Here is a 16,211-nt window from a genome sequence, read left to right on the forward strand (position 1 = left end):
CCCCCCAGGGCGCTGGCTCGCGGGGAGCTGGCCTCGCGATCATGTAGAAACAGTTCCATGACGACCTGGATGAGCGGAGTCTGCGAAACGAACGGCATCCACATCCACTACCTCCGGACCGGAGGTGCCAAACCTCCCGTCGTTCTGCTCCATGGACTGATGGGGAACGGCGCCTGCTGGACCCCTTTGGCGCGCGTGCTCGAAGGTGAGTTCGACGTCGTCATGCCCGATGCCAGAGGGCACGGCGGTTCGAGCACGCCGCACCACGGCTACCGGTACGACGACCACGCGAGCGACGTCGTGGGCCTCATCCGCGGCCTGGAGTTCTCTCGTCCGGTCCTGCTTGGCCACTCGATGGGTGGAATGACCGCCGCGGTGGTGGCCAGTCGAGGGATGGGGGGCATCCGCGGCCTCATCCTGGTCGACCCGACGTTCTTGAGTCCCGAGCGCCAACGCGAGGTGCACGACAGCGACGTCGCCGACCAACACCGCCGGGCCCTCGGCTTGAACAAGTCTGACCTCGTTGCACATGCCCGAGCCCGCAACCCGCATCGCTCGCCCGAAATCATCGACCTTCTCGCCGAGGCGAGACTGAAAACCCGCATGGGCGCCTTCGACGTTCTCACACCGCCCAATCCCGAGTATCGCGACGTGGTGAGCGCGATTGACGTCCCGACCCTCCTCGTCATTGGGGACCGCAGCCCCGTCGTCACGCTCGAGATGGCAATGGAGCTGCGGAGCCTCAACCCACGCGTGCGAATCGAACAGGTACAGGACGCCGCCCACGGCCTTCCGTTCGAACAACCCGAGCGCCTGGGAGCCGTGGTCGCATCGTTCTTGCGCGAGCTGACCTAGTTGCTGCAACCCGCGCTCGGGTCTCCCCACCGCGCCGTCGGGGCCGCCGTCACCAAGCACCATGGACTTCGACCGCGTCCCCACCCTGCCCTGAGTCCCGCGCCCGCGCCTGGAGTGATACCCCGCCATGCCGGGGCACTCCCGTCAGGGCGCCGTGTCCAACCCCGCCGCGAAGAGCACCGAGGCCTCCGCGACCTTCACCGTCTCCTGCTGCTTCAGGTGAAGCACCCGCATGTCCTTGAGCGAGCGGAACGCGTCCAGCAACTCCAGGATGTTGCCGCGGCCCTCACGGTAGGCGTCCTCGGCCATCCGGCGCACCGTGGGCAGGCGCTCCACCACGTCGTGCTCCAGACGCGCCAGCGCTCCCTTGCGTCCCTCCAGGACCGCGTGTGCCCGGGACAGCTCCGCGCGGGCCTCGGCCAGCTCTGCTTCCAGTGCGCGCGCCTCGGCCTGCATCTCCGCGGACGCCCGAGCGATGGAGCCCTGGTTCCGGTCGAAGAGGGGCAGCGGCAGGCCCACACCTACCATGGCGATGGTGCTCTTCTCGTTCCGCGTGAGCATGACACCCGCCGCCACCGCCGGCACCGGCAGCCGGTCCCGGCGGGCCACGTCCAGGCCACCGCGCGCCACCGCCTGCCGTGCCCGCGCCGCCACGAGCGACGGCCGACGCTGCTGGGCGGACTCCCACAGAAGCGGCAGGTCGGGCAGGGACTCGGTGGTGCGCAACGAGCCCTGCGCCCTCGGGTGCCACCCTTCGATGCCGAGCAGCGCGGCCAACCGGCCGGAGGCGTCGTCCACGCTGGCACGCGCGTTCAGCACCTCCACTTCCAGGGCTCGGCTCTCCACCTCGATACGCTCCACGTCGTACCGGCTGGAGTCACCCGCCGCGGCGCGCCCCTTCACCACCTTCTCCACGCGGCCCAGGTCCACCGCCGTCTCCTCCAGCACGCGCAGCTCTTCCTGGTTCGTCAGCAGCGCCGCGAAGGCCTCGCGCACGGCCAGCGCTCGCTCCGCCAGAGAGGCGTTCACCCGCGCCTGCTCGGCGGACACATTGCGCTCCGCCAGCTCGCGACGCACGCCGCGCTGCCCGAAGATGAGCAGGGGCTGCTCCAGTGACAGCTCGTGCACCACCGACGAGCCGGTATTCACGCCCGCAGCCAGGAGCTGCGTGCCGTAGCTGAACGACGGATTGGGCAGGATGCCCGCCTCCACCCGGTCCGCTGCCACCACGTCGATGCGCGAGCGCTCCGCCGCGGCCCAGGGGCTGCGCTCATCCAGCAGCGACAGCGCCTGCGCCAGGGTGATGCGCTCTGGAGGCGCCGCCTCGGACCGCTTCAGCTCCTCCAAAGACCGGGCCGACTGGGTCTCGGACCGCGTCTGCGCCAATGCGAGAAGCTCCGGCGGATGCGCCTGCGTGACTCGGTCTGGCAGCGAGACTTCAGGCCGCATCGACTCCTGCGAGGCATGCTCCGGCGGAGGCATATTGGACCGATGCCGCGCATGCGTGAGCCGGTCCGGCGGTGTGGCGCCAGAGTGCATCGACTCTGGCGCGAGACGCTCCAGAGAAGGCGTCCCGGCCTGCGCCGCCCCGGCACTCCCGGCCGCCAACGTGCCCAGGACGCCCCATACGATGAACCGCTTCATTCCGTGACCTCCGCCTCGCCCTGAACGCCTTCCGTCACCAACGACAGACATGACACTCCCTCGGGGCTGAAACCCCGCTTGGCGCCGCACGGCTCCGTCTCCGGCAGCGCCCAGTGGGCACGCACCGGCATGAAGCGCTTCAAGCCGCCATTCGCTGAACGCAAACCACTCCGCAGGACGAGCCCACAACCGGTGTCCCGCCGATGCGCCTCGATGCTCCAGCGGTGCCGGGCCTTGCGGCCCGCCATTCCGCGCCTTGCTCCGCCACCACCGGACACACCGCCGGGAGGTCTTCTCCGGACTCTCGTTCCGATGAAGCGCCTCATACCGTCACCTCGCCCTGACGCCAGCAGCCCCGAGAGGGACCTCCGGCCCGCGGAACACCCCCGCGCCCGTCAGGCGCTCCCGCCACGCGCGGGACTCGCAGCCCGCCGAAATGGCGCATGCGGCTGCATCCGCAAGACGACCCAGTCACTCGCGTCCCCATGAAGCGCCTCACGCCGCCACCCCCGCGGGGCCCTGCTCCGGGCCGTGCCCCTTCGGACCGATGTGCTCCACACCAGCGTCCAGGTCCTCATCGTCCTCGTCATCCCCCGAACCCGTGGACGCGGCATGCCTCCCTACGATGACGGAGTAGAAGGCCGGCAGCGCGAACAGCGACACCAGCACCGCCGTCACCAACCCGCCGATGATGACCACCGCGAAGGGCCGCTGCGTCTCGCTGCCCGCTCCGCTGGAGAGTGCCGCCGGCATCAACCCCAGCATCGCCAGCAGCGCCGTCATCAGCACCGCGCGGAAGCGACTGGACGCGCCCGCCGGCAGCGCTGCCTCTAGGGACTCGCCCGCCTTCCGCCGGTCATCCACCGCGCTCACCACCAGCAGCGAGGCCAGACACACCTGCCCCAGCAGCGTGATGAAGCCCACCGCCGCGCTCACCGACAACGGGATGCCCGTGACGGCCAGCGCCAGCACGCCGCCGCACATCGCGAAGGGCGCCCCCGCCAGCACCGCGCTCGCGCTCCGCATGGAGCCCAGCGCCGCGTAGAGCAACGCGAACACCACCAGGAAGGAGATGGGCACGATGACCGCCAGCCGGCCCAGCGCGCGCTCCTGGTTCTCGAACTCGCCGCCCCACTTGAGGAACGTGCCCTCCGGCACCGTCACCTCTCTCTCCACGGTGGCCATGGCCTCCTGGATGGTGGAGCCCATGTCGCGCCCCTCCACGTTGAACTTCAGCGCCAGGGTGCGGCTGTTCGCCTCGCGGTTGATGCTCGCGCGGCCCAGCGCCTTCTCCAGCCGCGCCACCTCGCGCAGCGGGACGTGTCCGCCACTGGCGGTGGGCACCAGGATGCCGCCGATGCGCGCCTCGTCGTCACGCTCCGTGCCCGGCAGGATGACGCGCACCGGAACGGGCCGCTCCTGCTCCCACAGCTCCGTCACCACCCGGCCGCCCAGGGCCGTCTCCACCAGGTCCTGCGCCGTGGACACGTCGATGCCGGCGCGCGCCAGCGCGGGACGGTCCAGCACCACCTGGAGCTGCGGCACGCTGGAGTCGCGGTACAACCCCAGGTCCACCACGCCCTCCACCTTCTGGAGCGACGCGACGGCCTGCTCCAGCGTGCCGCGCATGGCCGCCAGGTCCGTGCCGAAAATCTTCAGCACCACCTTGCCGCGCACGCCGCTGATGGCCTCCTCCACGCTGTCCTTGATGGGCTGCGAGAAGTTGAAGCTGACGCCCGGAATCTCCAGCAGCGAGGCGCGCATCTCCCGCACCAGTCGCTCCTTGTCCCAGCCCTTGCGCCACGTCTCCTCGGGCGTGAAGCGGACGAACGTCTTGCCCATGTTGACGGCCTCATTGTCCGTGCCGTCCTCCGGGCGGCCCTGCTCGACGAGCACCTCCTTCACCTCGGGGAAGTCCAGCAGCCTGCGCCGCACCTCCAGGAGAATGTCCGCGCCCTTGCCCAGGGAGATGCTGGCCGGCATCTCCACGAAGATGTTGATGTCGCCCTCATCCAGCTCCGGGAGGAACTCACTGCCCACCCGCGAGCCCACCACACCGGTGACGAGCACCAGCGCCGCCATGCTCGCGAACACCAGCGTCTTGCGCGGCATCAGCCACGTCACCGCGCGGCCGTAGCCTTCCCGCAGGGTGGTGAGCAGCTTCGGCTCCTTCACCTCCGCGTCCTGCGGCCGCAGCAACAGCGCGCACAGGGCGGGCACCACCGTCAGCGCGAAGACAAGCGCGCCCACCAGCGCGAAGCTGTACGTCAGCGACAGCGGCCGGAAGATGCGGCCCTCCACGCGCTCCAGCGTGAAGACGGGGATGAGCGCGGCGATGATGATGGCCATCGCGAAGAACGTCGGCCGCGCCACATCCAGCGCCGAGCGCAGGATGAGCCCCAGCATCTCCTTGCGCCGCCGGGGCCGCTGCACGCCCGCTTCGTGCAACACGTTCTCCACCAGCACCACCGCGCCATCCACCAGGATGCCGAAGTCGATGGCGCCCATGGAGATGAGGTTGGCGGGCAGGCCCACCATCTTCAGGCCGATGAAGGCCGTCAGCAGCGCCAGCGGAATGACGGACGCGACGATGAGCGAGCAGCGCAGGCTGCGCAGGAACAGCCACGCCACCGCCACCACCAGCAGCGCGCCGTGCAGCAGGTTGTGGTGCACCGTGGACAGCGTGTGTCCCACCAGCACGTTCCGGTCATAGAAGGCCTCGATGCGCATGCCCTTGGGCAGCACCCGCGAGTTCAGCTCCTCCACCTTCGCGTGCACGCCCTCCAGCACCGTGCTGGGGTTCTCCCCTCGGCGCAGCAGGACGACGCCCTCGGTGACGTCCATGTCCAGGTTGTGGCTCACCGACCCACGGCGCGGCGTGTGCGACGCCACCACCCGCGCCACGTCGCCCACCGTCACCGGCGTGCCGTCCTCGCTCTTGAGGACGATGCTCTGCACGTCCCGCGCGCCGCGCAGATAGCCGACGCCGCGGATGAGCAACTCCTGGTCGCCCTGGCGAAGGAAGCCGCCGCCCACGTTGCGGTTGGAGCGCGACAGCGCCTCGGTGACGTCCGCCAGCGTCAGCTCGTGCGCGAGCAGCCGCGACGGGTCCACCTGGACGTGGAACTCCTTGAGGAAGCCGCCCAGGCTGAGCACGTCCGCCACGCCGGGCACCTGACGCAGGTGCCGCGCGATGTTCCACTCCATCTCCGAGCGCGTCTCGGTCAGGGTGTGCCGGTCGCTCAGCACGCGGAACTGGTAGATTTTGCCCAGCGGCGTGGCCTCGGGCGCCAGCCGCACGTCCGCGCCGTCCGGCATGTCCGCGTTGGACATGCGCTCCCCGACGATGGTGCGCGCCTTGAACGGGTCCACGCCGTCATCGAAGGTGAGGAAGATGAGCGACAGGCCAAAGAGGCTCTCGCTGCGCATCTGCACCATGCCCGGCGTGCCGTTGAGCACGCGCTCCAGGGGCACCGTCACCTGCCGCTCGATTTCCTCGGGCGCCAGCCCGGGCATCTGCGCGATGACATTCACCTGGAGGTTGGTGACATCCGGAAACGCCTCCACGGGCGTCTCCAGGTAGGCCTTCACACCGAAGAGGCCGATGCCCAGCGTCAGCAGCAGGACGGGCAGGCGGCTCCGGACACAGAACGCGATGAGTGCTCGCAACATGGGTGGGAGTCCTCGCCGTGCCTAGAGAAGCTGGTCGGCCGCGCCATCCAGCAGCAGCGCGCCCCGGGTGACGACCGGGTCCCCCGGTGACAGGCCCGCGATGACCTGCACCCGCCCTTCCACCGGCTGGGCGACGACGACGGGGCGCCGCACATAGGTGCCCACCTCCTGCTGCACGTACACCACCGACTCCTTGCCGTTGCGCAGCAGCACCGCCTCCACCGGCAGCGTCAGGCTGGCGTCCGGCGAGTCGATGCGCACGCGCCCGAACATGCCGGGCCGCAGCCCCTTCTCCTGCGTCTCCAGGGTGATGCGCACCGGCGCCGTCCGCGAGCCGCCCGCAACCACCGCGCCCACCGAGTCCACCTTCCCCTCCAGCGGCGCGTGCACCGACGGCATCGTCACCCGCACCCGCGCGCCCTCACGCACCAGCGGCAGGTCGCGCTCGAACACGTCCGCCATCACCCACAGCGACGAAGGGTCCCCCACCTCCACCAGCACGTCTCCGCCCGGCTGCACGGCGATGCCCTCCGCCACGCTCCGGCTCAGCACCGTGCCCGCCATGGGCGCGCGCAGCACCACGGTGGTGCCGCTGCCGGTGCCCACGAAGCCCACGGATGCCTGGGCCCGCGCCAGCTCCGCCTGTGCCTCCGCCAGCCGCGTCTCCGCGGACAGGCGCTCACGCTCGGTCGTCACGCCCTGCTCGAACATGCGGGCCTCGCGCTCGAAGGCGGACTGGGCCTCGCGCAGCGCCGCCGTCGCGGTGGCCACCGCCGTGCGCGACGCCGCGGCTTCCGGGCAGTCCAGCGTCACCAGCGCGTCGCCCGGCTTCACCGTGTCGCCGGTGCGCACGTGGACGCCCATCACCCGCCCCGCCAGCGGCGCCACCAGCCGCGACAGCGCCCCGTCCCGGAAGGCCACGCGCGCGGGGGCCTGAAGCGCCGCGCTGCTGGCGTCCGCCTTCACCGGGGTGACGGTGACGAAGGCCCGCGAGGCCTCGGCGAGTTGCACCACGCCTTCCTTCAGGGGGGCGGGCACGGCGCGCTCGGCGGGAGCGGAGGAGGTGGCCGCGCCCGAGCAGGCGGCGGAGAAGGCCCAGAGGCCAAGGAGCAGGGTCCTGTTCATGCCCCAACCCCTGGGCAAGTCCCGGTCCACCACGAAGAACCTTCAACCCATGGGAATCATTGAGGATGACGACGCTCAGCGAGCAGGCGTGACTGGTGCTTATTGAACCACCTGTGCACTTTCGCCACAGTGCCCGGCGTGCGCATCTCCACGAAACTGGGCCTGGGCCTGACGCTGACGAGCGCCATCATCCTGGGCTCCTACGGCTACAGCTTGCTTCGGAAGGAGGAGCACGACCTGCGGACGGCCACCGAGCAGGCGACGCGGCTGCTGGCCACGGCGCTCCAGGTGGCCATGGAGAACGCGCTGCGGGACGGGCAGTCGGCGGACGTGAACGAAATCCTCGAGTCGTTGGACCACAGAGACCCGACCGTGGACGTCTTCGTCTTCGACGCCCAGGCAGTGCCGGTGGTGCGCTCACCGGGTAGCTCGAAGACGCTGCACCTGGTGGAGGATGCCTCCCGGCGGGTGCTGAAGACACGCCATTCCCTCACCCACTTCGCGGGCCCCAAGAAGCTGTCGCACCTGCTCATCGTCCTGCCCCTGCACAGCGACGACAGCACCGCCGTGGTGGGGGCGCTCGCCGTGGTGAAGCCGCTGGACGGGCTGCGGCAGGACCTGGAGTCCACCAGCCGCTCCACCGTGCTGTCGGTGCTGACGCTCATCACTGGCATCTCCCTGGTGGGCTGGCTGCTGCTGATGCTCTACCTCCAGCGTCCCCTGGAGCGCGTGGTGGGGGCGATGCGCGCGGTGCGCGGCGGCGACTTCACGGCCACCGTGACGCCCGGCGGTAACGACGAGGTGGGCGAGGTCGTCCACGCCTTCAACGGCATGGTGAAGGAGCTGGGCGAGGCGCGGCAGCGGCTGTCGGCCGAGGCCGAGTCACGGTTGGCACTGGAGGCGGGCCTGCGGCGCGTGGACAAGCTGGCCGCCGTGGGACAGCTGTCCGCGGGGCTGGCGCACGAAATCGGCTCCCCCCTGCTCATCCTCAACGGGCGGGCCCAGGCCCTGGCCGCGCGCGCCGAGCTGCCCGACGACGTGCGGCGCAACGCGCGCATCCTGGTGGAGCAGTCGGAGCGCATCGAGCGCATTGTCCGCCAGCTCCTGGACCTGGCCCGCCGCAAGCCGTCGAGGCTGGAGTCCCTGGACGCGCTCGCCTCCGTGCGCGCGGTGGTGGAGCTGCTGGAGTTCGACGCGCGCAAGCGCGACGTCCGGCTGACGTTCCATGCCGAGGAGCCGCTCCCGCGCGTACTGGCGGATGGAGATGGCCTGCAGCAGGTGGCGCTCAACCTGCTCACCAACGCGCTGCGCGCCACGCCCCGAGGCGGCGAGGTGCGGGTGACGCTGGCGCCATCCACCTTCCAGCCCGCCCCCGGCCTGCGCGAGCGCCACGGCGTGCGCCTGTCCGTGGAGGACACCGGCGTGGGCATGGATGACGCGGCGCTGGAGCGCGTCTTCGAGCCCTTCTTCTCCACCTGGAGCACCCACGGCGGCACGGGCCTGGGCCTCCCAGTGGTGAAGGCCATTGTCGCGGAGCACGGCGGCGCCGTGACGGTGACGTCACGCCCGGGCCAGGGCACTCACTTCATCGTGCACATTCCTTCCGAGAAGGAAGAAGGAACGGGGGCGGTATGAGCACTCCCAGAAAGCGCCTGCTCATCCTGGATGATGACGCGGGGGTGGTGGACTTCCTCTGCGAGTCCCTGGACGCGCGGGGCTACGAGACGGTGGGGCGCACCTCGCCCGAGGAGGCGCTGGCCCTCTTCGAGCGCGAGTCCTTCGACCTGGTCATCACCGACGTGGAGATGCCCCGCCTGCGCGGCACGGAGGTGCTGGAGGCGCTGCTGACGCGCAAGCCGGGCCAGTTGGTGGTGCTCATCACCGCCTTCGGCAGCGTGGAGCTGGCCGTGGCGGCGGTGAAGGCCGGTGCCTGCGACTTCGTCACCAAGCCCTTCAACATCGACGCGCTCGTCCTCACGCTGGAGCGCGCCTTCCGCGAGCGGCAGCTGCGCCGCGAAATCGTACGCCTGCGCGCGGCCGTCCCCGGCGACACGCCCGGCGGGCTGGTGGCTCGCAGCCCCGCCATGCAGAAGGCGCTGGAGGTGTCCCGCCGCGCGGCGCGCAGCGACGCCACCGTGCTCCTCACCGGCGAGACAGGCACCGGCAAGAGCGCCCTGGCGCGCTTCATCCACGACTCCAGCAGCCGGCGCACCCAGCCCTTCCTCCAGCTCAACTGCGCGGCCCTGCCCTCGGGGCTGGCGGAGAGCGAGCTGTTCGGCGCCAGGCGCGGCGCCTACACCGACGCGCGCGAGGACCGGGCCGGCGTCTTCGTGTCGGTCGGCGGCGGGACGCTCTTCCTGGACGAAGTGGGCGAGCTGTCGCTGGAGGTGCAGGCCAAACTGCTCCAGGCCCTGGAGACGGGACGCGTGCGGCCCCTGGGCTCGAGCACGGAGACACCCGTGCGCGCCCGCGTGCTGGCCGCCACCAACCAGTCGCTGGAGGTGCTGCTGCGCGAAGGCCGCTTCCGCGCGGACCTCTACTACCGCCTCAACGTCATCCGCATCGAGGTGCCCCCGCTGCGCGAGCGGCGCGAGGACATCCTGCCCCTGGTGGACTTCTTCCTCGGGCGCCTGGGCGAGCAGCAGCAGCGCGAGGTGCTGGGCGTGTCCGCCAACGCGATGAAGCGGCTGATGGCCCACGCGTGGCCCGGCAACGTGCGCGAGCTGGCCAACCTGCTGGAGCGCGCGGTGGCCCTGGCGGACCACGACACGCTGGTGCCGGAGGACTTCGACCTGCCGGGCAGTGGCGACAGCGGCCTGACGTCGCTGCTCAGCCGTGCCTCGGGAGAGGACGCGCCCCTGGAAGAGGTGGAGCGCGCCTATGTGCGCCGGGTGGTGGAGGCGCAGGGCGGCAACAAGGCCGCCGCCGCGCGCATCCTGGGCATCAACCGGCGCACGCTGTACCGCAAGCTGGACCTGGACGAGTGAGGCCGCGCCTCAGTCCGCCAGCGGCATGCCCCAGTCCGGCTGGCCGCGCTCGCCCTTCACCCAGCGGTACACCTCCAGCACCTGCTCCGCCTTCGCCTTCCAGGTGAAGTACTTGAAGATGCGCTCCCGGGCGCGCTCGCCCATGGGGCGGATGACGGACGGGTCCGCCGCCAGCTTCGTCAGCACCTCGCGCACGCGCAGGACGATTTCCTCCGGCGTCCCCATCTGGATGGCGAAGCCGGTGGCCGGGCTCACGATTTCCCCCGGGCCGCCGTAGTCCATGACGATGGGCACCAGCCCCAGCGCCATGGCCTCGCACACCACCGCGCCGCCGAACTCGCGCACGCTGGGGAAGCCGAAGATGTGGTTCTTCGCCAGCCGGCCCTGGAGCTCCTGGTGCTTCACCCAGCCGGCGAAGGTGACGCCGGACTCGATGCCCTCGCGCGCCGCCTGGGCCCGGAGGTTGGCCATCTCCTGGCCATCACCGATGTACTCCAGCACCACCTTGCCCTCGCGGATGAGCGGCGCGGCGGCCTCCATCAGCATGGCCATGCCCTTGTAGGGCACGAAGCGGCCCACGAAGGCCACGCGCAGGGGCAGCTCCACCGGGCCCTCCGACTTCTCCGTGCCGAAGCGCCGGGTGTCGATGGCGTTCTCCGGCACGTACACCGTCTTGCCCTGCCACTGCCCCGACACCTGCCCCCGCGTGGCGCGCGAGCCGGTGATGATGGCGGACGCGTTCTCCCGCGTGGACTTGTAGAAGGGCATCAGCTTGTAGACGTCACGGATGTAGCTCAGCCACTCCTTCTCCCGCCGCCGCGCGCCGCCAAAGCCCTTGGGCCAGGGCAGGCCACCGTTGAGCGGCCCCATGACGAAGGGCACGCCCGCCTTCTTGCACCGCGCCGCCAGCGTGCTGGGCGTGGTGGGGCTGATGGGCGTGTAGCGGTGCACCAAGTCGAACTCACCCGCCTCGATGCGCGGGCCGAAGCGGCGCCAGAGCACCTCCTCGAAGTAGTAGTAGGGCAGCGCGCTGAGCGCGGTGGCCGTCGTCCAGCCCACCCCCGTCTTCCCCCGCAGCACCTCGCCCACCTTGTCGAGCGGCTTCTCCACCGGCGTGGAATCCAGCGCGGTGAACTGCGAGCCCTCCTGCACGCCCTGCTTGAGGATGTTCTCCCGGTTGCGGACGTGGGTGACCAGGTGCACGTCCGCCACCTCGGCCAGAGCGCGGTAGAGCGACCAGCCTTCGAGAGGGACACTCACCCAGTCGGGGTTGCACAGCTCGGCAATCAGGAGGACGCGTGGGCGGGGAGCAGGCATACGTGCCACTCCATCTATCCCAACCCGCTCTCCGGATGTAGCCTCCTCCGGGTCTCGATGTACGCACCCGACCGGCCGCCCTACCTGCGCTACGGCGCACTGCTTGCCTTCCTGGTGCTGGCCACCGTGGGCGGCGCCGTCATCCACCCCGTGGTCGCATTGGCCCCCGTGCTGTGCCTGGGGGTGGTGTGGGTCATCCTGAAGGTGCCGGTAAAGTACCCGGTGCTGGTGGTGACCTGGCTCGTCCTGGCGGTGGACTACGTGCCAGAGCGGCCCCAGTCCGGTCTGTGGCCCTCACCGCTCCACCCGCTGGGCGAACTGATGTTCGCGCAGCTCAGCTACATCACCAAAATCGGGGCGCTGCGCTTCCCGCTGGTGGACGTGCTCATCGTCGGGTTGATGGGGCTGGCGATGTACCGGCGGGTGACGAAGTCCACCATCGACCCGGAACCGCTGCCCATGCCCCGGCCGCTCATCGCCGTGGTGGCGCTGTCCCTGGTCGCCATCCTCTGGATGGAGGTGCGCGGCATCGCCCGGGGCGGGGACATCAAGAACTCGCTGTGGCAATGGCACCAGGCCGCGATGATGCCCTTCATCGTGGCGATGTATCACTACGCCATGCGGGGCCCGGAGGACTGGCCCGCCTTCGCGAAGACCATCATCCTGGCGGGCCTCACCAAGTCCGCGGTGAGCACCTACTTCGCCATGGTGGTGGTGCACGAGCTGGGCGTGGAGGTGGAGTACACCACGTCCCACTCCGACTCGATGACGTTCGTCTTCGCCCTGCTGGTGGCGACGCTGCGCTTCGTCGAGAAGCCCAAGTCCGCGCACATGCTGCGCGGTCTGGCCATCATCGCCTTCATTGGCATTGGCATGATTTTCAACGACCGGCGCCTGGCCTATGTCAGCTTCGCCGGCTGCCTGCTGGCGGCCTTCCTCATCAACCCGTGGACGCCGCTGAAGCGGTTCCTGGTGCGGACGCTGCCGTTCTTCGCGCCCTTCGTCGTCGTGTACATCGCGGCGGGGTGGAACTCCGGCTCGTCCGTCTTCGCGCCAGTGCAGACCATCCGCTCGCTGATTGACGGCCAGGGCGGCGAAGGCAACCTGGACTACCGCGACATCGAGAACCTGGACATGATCGCGACGTGGGCCCAGTTCCCCATCCTGGGCACCGGCTACGGGCACGAGTTCCTGGAGCCCATCCCACTGCCGGACATCGCCTTCGTCTTCCCCCAGTACCGCTTCCACCCGCACAACTCACTGCTGGGGTTGTTCGCGTTCGGGGGGATGCTGGGCTACACGGGCGTGTGGATGTACCTGGCCGTCACCATCTATCTGGTGGTGCGCTCGTATCACCGCACCGACGTATCGGAGTACCGCGCCGCCGCGCTCATCATCGTGGGGCTGGTGGCCACGTACATCAATCAGGTGTTCGGGGACATGGGCATCATCTCGTACATCTGCACGTTCCAGATATCGCTGGCCGTGGCCATGACGGGGAAGCTCGCCGTGCACACCGGCGCGTGGCCCATGCCTCACAGCCGGCTGCTGGGCCCCGCGCCCGCGGCGCCCGTGCCACCACCGGGCGCCATCACCTATCCCAACGAGGACGCCCCGCCTCCCGCCGCGAGCCAGCGCTGAGCCCGGCGGCTACAGCAGGGTGCCCCGGAGGATGAGCTCCGCCGTGGTGAAGTAGATGACCAGCCCGCTGACGTCCACCAGCGTGGCCACGAAGGGCGCGGACGCGCTCGCGGGGTCGAAGCCGAGCCGCCGCAGCAGGAACGGCAGCATCGACCCCGCCAGGGTCCCCCACGTCACCACGCCCAGCACCGCCAGCCCCACCGTGAGGGCCACCCGGAAAGCGTGCTCGCCGTAGAGGTGGAACAGCACCTGCCAGAGCAGGATGCGCGCCACGCCCACCGAGCCCAGCACCAGCCCCAGTGACAGGCCGGACAGCAGCTCCCGCCGCAGCACGCGGCCCACGTCCCGCAGGCGCACCTGCGCCAGCGCCAGCGCGCGGATGACCAGCGTGGAGGCCTGACTGCCGGCGTTGCCTCCCGCAGAGATGATGAGCGGCACGAAGAGGCTGAGCACCACCGCGCGGGCAATCTCGTCCTGGTAGCGCGTCATGGCGGTGGCGGTGAGCATCTCCGACAGGAAGAGCACCAGCAGCCAGCCCGCGCGCTTCTTCAGCATGGCGGGCAGGCCCACCTCCAGGTACGGCGCCCCCAGGGCCTCCGTGCCACCCACCTTCTGGATGTCCTCGGTGGCCTCCGCCTGCACCACGCTGACGATGTCATCGACGGTGACGATGCCCTTCATCCGCCCCTGGTCGTCCACCACGGGGATGGCCCCCAGGCCGTACCGGGCGAAGAGGCGCCCCACCTCCTCCTGGTCCGTGTCCTCCCGCACGCGGACCAGGTCCGTGCGCATCACCTCCCGCACCGCCTTGTCCGGCGTGGCCTGGAAGAGCTGGCGCAAGGAGACCACGCCCTCCAGGCGCTGCGCCGCGTCCAGGACATAGGCGTAGTAGACGGTCTCCACCTGCTCGCGAGCCTGCCGGCGCAGGTAGCTGAGGGCCTCGTCGATGCGCAGCTCCGGCCGCACGCGGACGAAGCGCGGGTTCATCAGCCCACCCGCGGCGTCCTCGCCATACGCCAGCAGCGCCCGCACCTCGCGCAGGGACGGCGCGTCGAGCAGGGCCAGCCAGGCCTCCCGCGCCTCGGGAGGCAGCCGCCGCACGACGTCCGCCGCGTCGTCCGGCGCCAGCACCCGCAGCCACGTGCCCCGCTCCCCGGGCGAGAGCGCCTCGAGCAACCCCAGTTGCGAGGGAGGCTCCAGGGTGGCGAAGAAGTCCCGCGCGCGCTCGGGCGGCAGCAGGTGGAAGCCCTCCACCCGCTCTCGCGCCGACAGCGCCGGCCACGCGTCACGCAGCTCGTCTTCGTGGACCGGCTCGGCCTCGGGCTCCATCCGCCACCCCCTCTTCCGCCAGCCAAGGCAGGCGGCCCGACGGCGTCATGGCGCGGGCTTGCCCAGCCCCACCGGCAACACGACGTGGAAGGTGCTGCCCGCGCCCTTGCTGCCAGGGGACTCCGCCCAGATGCGCCCGCCGTGGCGTTCGACGATGCCCCGCGCAATCGACAGGCCCAGACCCAGCCCGCCGTAGGAAATCCCGTGCGCGCGGCTGAAGCGCTCGAAGATGTCCTCCAGCTTCTCGCCGGGGATGCCCAGCCCGTGGTCCACCACCTCCACGTGCACGCGTCCCGCCTCTTCGCGGGCGGCGAGCCGGATGCGCCCGCCCTCCGGTGAGTAGCGCAGCGCGTTCGACACCAGGTTGGTGAACACCTGGTCCAGCCGCTCGCGGTCTCCCGGCACCACCAGTCCCTCGGGGGCGTCCAGCTCGATGTGCTGGCCTTCGGGCAGCGGCTCGAAGTGCTCGGCCACGTCGCGCAGCAGCGCGCCCACGTCCAGCGACTTCGGCTCCAGGTGCAGCTCGCCCCGCTGGATGCGCCCCACGTCGAGCAGGTTCTCCACCAGCTTCGCCATGCGATTCACGCTGCGGTGGATGCCGTGCAGCGCCTTGTCCACGCCCGGCGCCAGCGTGTCGCCCGCCTTCACCGAGGCCAGGTGCGCATACCCCCGCGCGGCCTGCAGCGGCGTGCGCAGCTCGTGCGCCGCCATGGTGAGGAACATGTCCTTCGCTTCACTGGCCGCCCGCAGCGTCTCCACCGCCCGGCGCGCGTCGTCGATGTCCGTCGCCGTGGAGACCCAGCCGGCGAGCTGCCCCTGCTCGTCGCGCTCTGGAATCGTGCGCGTCAGGAACCAGCGGTACTCGCCATCCGCCCGCCGCAGCCGGCATTCCTGCTCCAGCGAGTGGCCCTTGCACTGGGCTTCCTGCCAGGCGTTCCGAAGGCTGGGAACGTCCTCCGGGTGCAGGCAGTACAGCGTGTCCTTCCACTTCCGCCCCTGCTCCGGCGACAGCCCCGCGTAGTCCAGCCAGCCCCGGTTGGCGTAGCCGATGGTGCCGTCCAGCAGCAGCTCCCAGACGAACTGGGGCATGGTGTCCACCAGCCGGCGGAAGCGCAGCTCGCCCTGCTGCTCCAGCATCCGGCGCTCGCGCGCCCACAACGCGGATTCGTGCCGCTGGAGCCGCTGCTGCTGGAGGTACATCCCGACGAAGGCCTCCACCTTCCAGCGCAGCACGTCCGGATGGAAGGGCTTCACCACGTAGTCCGCCGCGCCCACCGCGTAGCCCTGCACCAGGTGGGCCTCGTCGCGGCCGTGCGCGGTGAGGAAGATGATGGGCGTGTAGCGGGTGCGCTGGCGCTGGCGGATGAGGCGGGCCGTCTCGAAGCCGTCCACGCCGGGCATCTGCACGTCCAGCAGGATGACGGCGAACTCCTCCCGAAGCAGCCATCGCAGGGCCTCGGGACCTGAAGACGCCCTCACCAACCGTTGGCCCAGCGGCTCCAGGACGGCCTCCAACGCGAGCAGGTTGGCCGCGTTGTCGTCCACCAGCAGGACACTCGTGGCGAGCGGCTCCAGCCGGGTGGGCGCATGGAACGTGGGTTGCTCGGGCATTTTCACCCGCGATGACTCCCTTCGTGCCTG

Annotated in this window: 11 protein-coding genes; 4 read left to right on the plus strand and 7 right to left on the minus strand. The window is 70.5% G+C overall.

Translation table 11 applies throughout. The features are described 5' to 3' along the window. Positions 1 to 57 precede the first annotated feature (57 nt). The gene (locus OZ403_RS38985; protein WP_140878114.1) at positions 58 to 855 is read left to right on the plus strand and encodes an alpha/beta fold hydrolase; all 798 of its coding nucleotides are present in this window, start codon (positions 58 to 60) and stop codon (positions 853 to 855) included. 144 nt (positions 856 to 999) lie between these two features. Here OZ403_RS38985 and OZ403_RS38990 read toward each other — a convergent pair whose 3' ends face one another. From OZ403_RS38990 to OZ403_RS39005, 4 genes are all read right to left on the minus strand, one after another. Continuing rightward, complete coding sequence (locus OZ403_RS38990) at positions 1,000 to 2,499, minus strand: TolC family protein (RefSeq protein WP_268783143.1); 1,500 nt, start codon at positions 2,497 to 2,499, stop codon at positions 1,000 to 1,002. Beyond that, on the minus strand, positions 2,496 to 2,747 hold the full coding sequence (locus tag OZ403_RS38995) for a hypothetical protein (protein WP_268783144.1): 252 nt from the start codon (positions 2,745 to 2,747) through the stop codon (positions 2,496 to 2,498). Before OZ403_RS38995 ends, OZ403_RS38990 begins: the two co-directional genes overlap by 4 nt. Positions 2,748 to 2,994: 247 nt before the next feature. Further along, the gene (locus OZ403_RS39000; RefSeq protein WP_268783145.1) at positions 2,995 to 6,171 is read right to left on the minus strand and encodes an efflux RND transporter permease subunit; all 3,177 of its coding nucleotides are present in this window, start codon (positions 6,169 to 6,171) and stop codon (positions 2,995 to 2,997) included. Positions 6,172 to 6,192: 21 nt separating this feature from the next. Then, complete coding sequence (locus OZ403_RS39005) at positions 6,193 to 7,296, minus strand: efflux RND transporter periplasmic adaptor subunit (protein WP_268783146.1); 1,104 nt, start codon at positions 7,294 to 7,296, stop codon at positions 6,193 to 6,195. Positions 7,297 to 7,434: 138 nt separating this feature from the next. Here OZ403_RS39005 and OZ403_RS39010 point away from each other — a divergent pair, with 138 nt between their 5' ends. Together OZ403_RS39010 and OZ403_RS39015 are read left to right on the plus strand one after the other, a co-directional pair. After that, positions 7,435 to 8,931: a sensor histidine kinase gene (locus OZ403_RS39010; RefSeq protein ID WP_237080085.1), complete on the plus strand. Its 1,497-nt coding sequence runs from the start codon at positions 7,435 to 7,437 to the stop codon at positions 8,929 to 8,931. Beyond that, positions 8,928 to 10,283 carry a sigma-54-dependent transcriptional regulator gene (locus OZ403_RS39015; RefSeq protein WP_268783147.1) on the plus strand — a complete coding sequence of 452 codons (1,356 nt, stop codon included), beginning with the start codon at positions 8,928 to 8,930 and terminating at the stop codon, positions 10,281 to 10,283. The genes OZ403_RS39010 and OZ403_RS39015 overlap by 4 nt, the downstream gene beginning before the upstream one ends. 9 nt (positions 10,284 to 10,292) lie before the next feature. Here the strand turns inward: OZ403_RS39015 and epsH are convergent, their stop codons facing one another. Continuing rightward, positions 10,293 to 11,600: an exopolysaccharide biosynthesis glycosyltransferase EpsH gene (gene epsH, locus OZ403_RS39020; protein WP_140796220.1), complete on the minus strand. Its 1,308-nt coding sequence runs from the start codon at positions 11,598 to 11,600 to the stop codon at positions 10,293 to 10,295. Between the two features lie 57 nt (positions 11,601 to 11,657). On the opposite strand from epsH, the gene wzy reads away from it, so the two are divergent. Continuing rightward, positions 11,658 to 13,241 (plus strand): exopolysaccharide repeat unit polymerase, encoded by a 1,584-nt coding sequence (gene wzy / locus OZ403_RS39025; RefSeq protein ID WP_174259023.1) that lies wholly within the window; start codon positions 11,658 to 11,660, stop codon positions 13,239 to 13,241. Positions 13,242 to 13,250: 9 nt separating this feature from the next. Here wzy and mgtE read toward each other — a convergent pair whose 3' ends face one another. After that, positions 13,251 to 14,570 (minus strand): magnesium transporter, encoded by a 1,320-nt coding sequence (mgtE, locus tag OZ403_RS39030; RefSeq protein ID WP_140796221.1) that lies wholly within the window; start codon positions 14,568 to 14,570, stop codon positions 13,251 to 13,253. Between the two features lie 45 nt (positions 14,571 to 14,615). After that, positions 14,616 to 16,181 carry a response regulator EpsF gene (epsF, locus tag OZ403_RS39035; RefSeq protein WP_268783148.1) on the minus strand — a complete coding sequence of 522 codons (1,566 nt, stop codon included), beginning with the start codon at positions 16,179 to 16,181 and terminating at the stop codon, positions 14,616 to 14,618. Positions 16,182 to 16,211 lie beyond the last annotated feature (30 nt).

The organism is Myxococcus sp. NMCA1, from assembly GCF_026810205.1.
Taxonomy (GTDB): Bacteria; Myxococcota; Myxococcia; order Myxococcales; family Myxococcaceae; genus Myxococcus; species Myxococcus xanthus_A.

Bases quoted from the DNA above. Each gene is read 5' to 3' on its own strand.
- OZ403_RS38985 (WP_140878114.1), top strand. From the start codon at position 58: ATGACGACCTGGATGAGCGGAGTCTGCGAAACGAACGGCATCCACATC.
- OZ403_RS38990 (WP_268783143.1), bottom strand. From the start codon at position 2,499: ATGAAGCGGTTCATCGTATGGGGCGTCCTGGGCACGTTGGCGGCCGGG.
- OZ403_RS38995 (WP_268783144.1), bottom strand. From the start codon at position 2,747: ATGGCGGGCCGCAAGGCCCGGCACCGCTGGAGCATCGAGGCGCATCGG.
- OZ403_RS39000 (WP_268783145.1), bottom strand. From the start codon at position 6,171: ATGTTGCGAGCACTCATCGCGTTCTGTGTCCGGAGCCGCCTGCCCGTC.
- OZ403_RS39005 (WP_268783146.1), bottom strand. From the start codon at position 7,296: ATGAACAGGACCCTGCTCCTTGGCCTCTGGGCCTTCTCCGCCGCCTGC.
- OZ403_RS39015 (WP_268783147.1), top strand. From the start codon at position 8,928: ATGAGCACTCCCAGAAAGCGCCTGCTCATCCTGGATGATGACGCGGGG.
- epsH (WP_140796220.1), bottom strand. From the start codon at position 11,600: ATGCCTGCTCCCCGCCCACGCGTCCTCCTGATTGCCGAGCTGTGCAAC.
- wzy (WP_174259023.1), top strand. From the start codon at position 11,658: ATGTACGCACCCGACCGGCCGCCCTACCTGCGCTACGGCGCACTGCTT.
- mgtE (WP_140796221.1), bottom strand. From the start codon at position 14,570: ATGGAGCCCGAGGCCGAGCCGGTCCACGAAGACGAGCTGCGTGACGCG.
- epsF (WP_268783148.1), bottom strand. From the start codon at position 16,181: ATGCCCGAGCAACCCACGTTCCATGCGCCCACCCGGCTGGAGCCGCTC.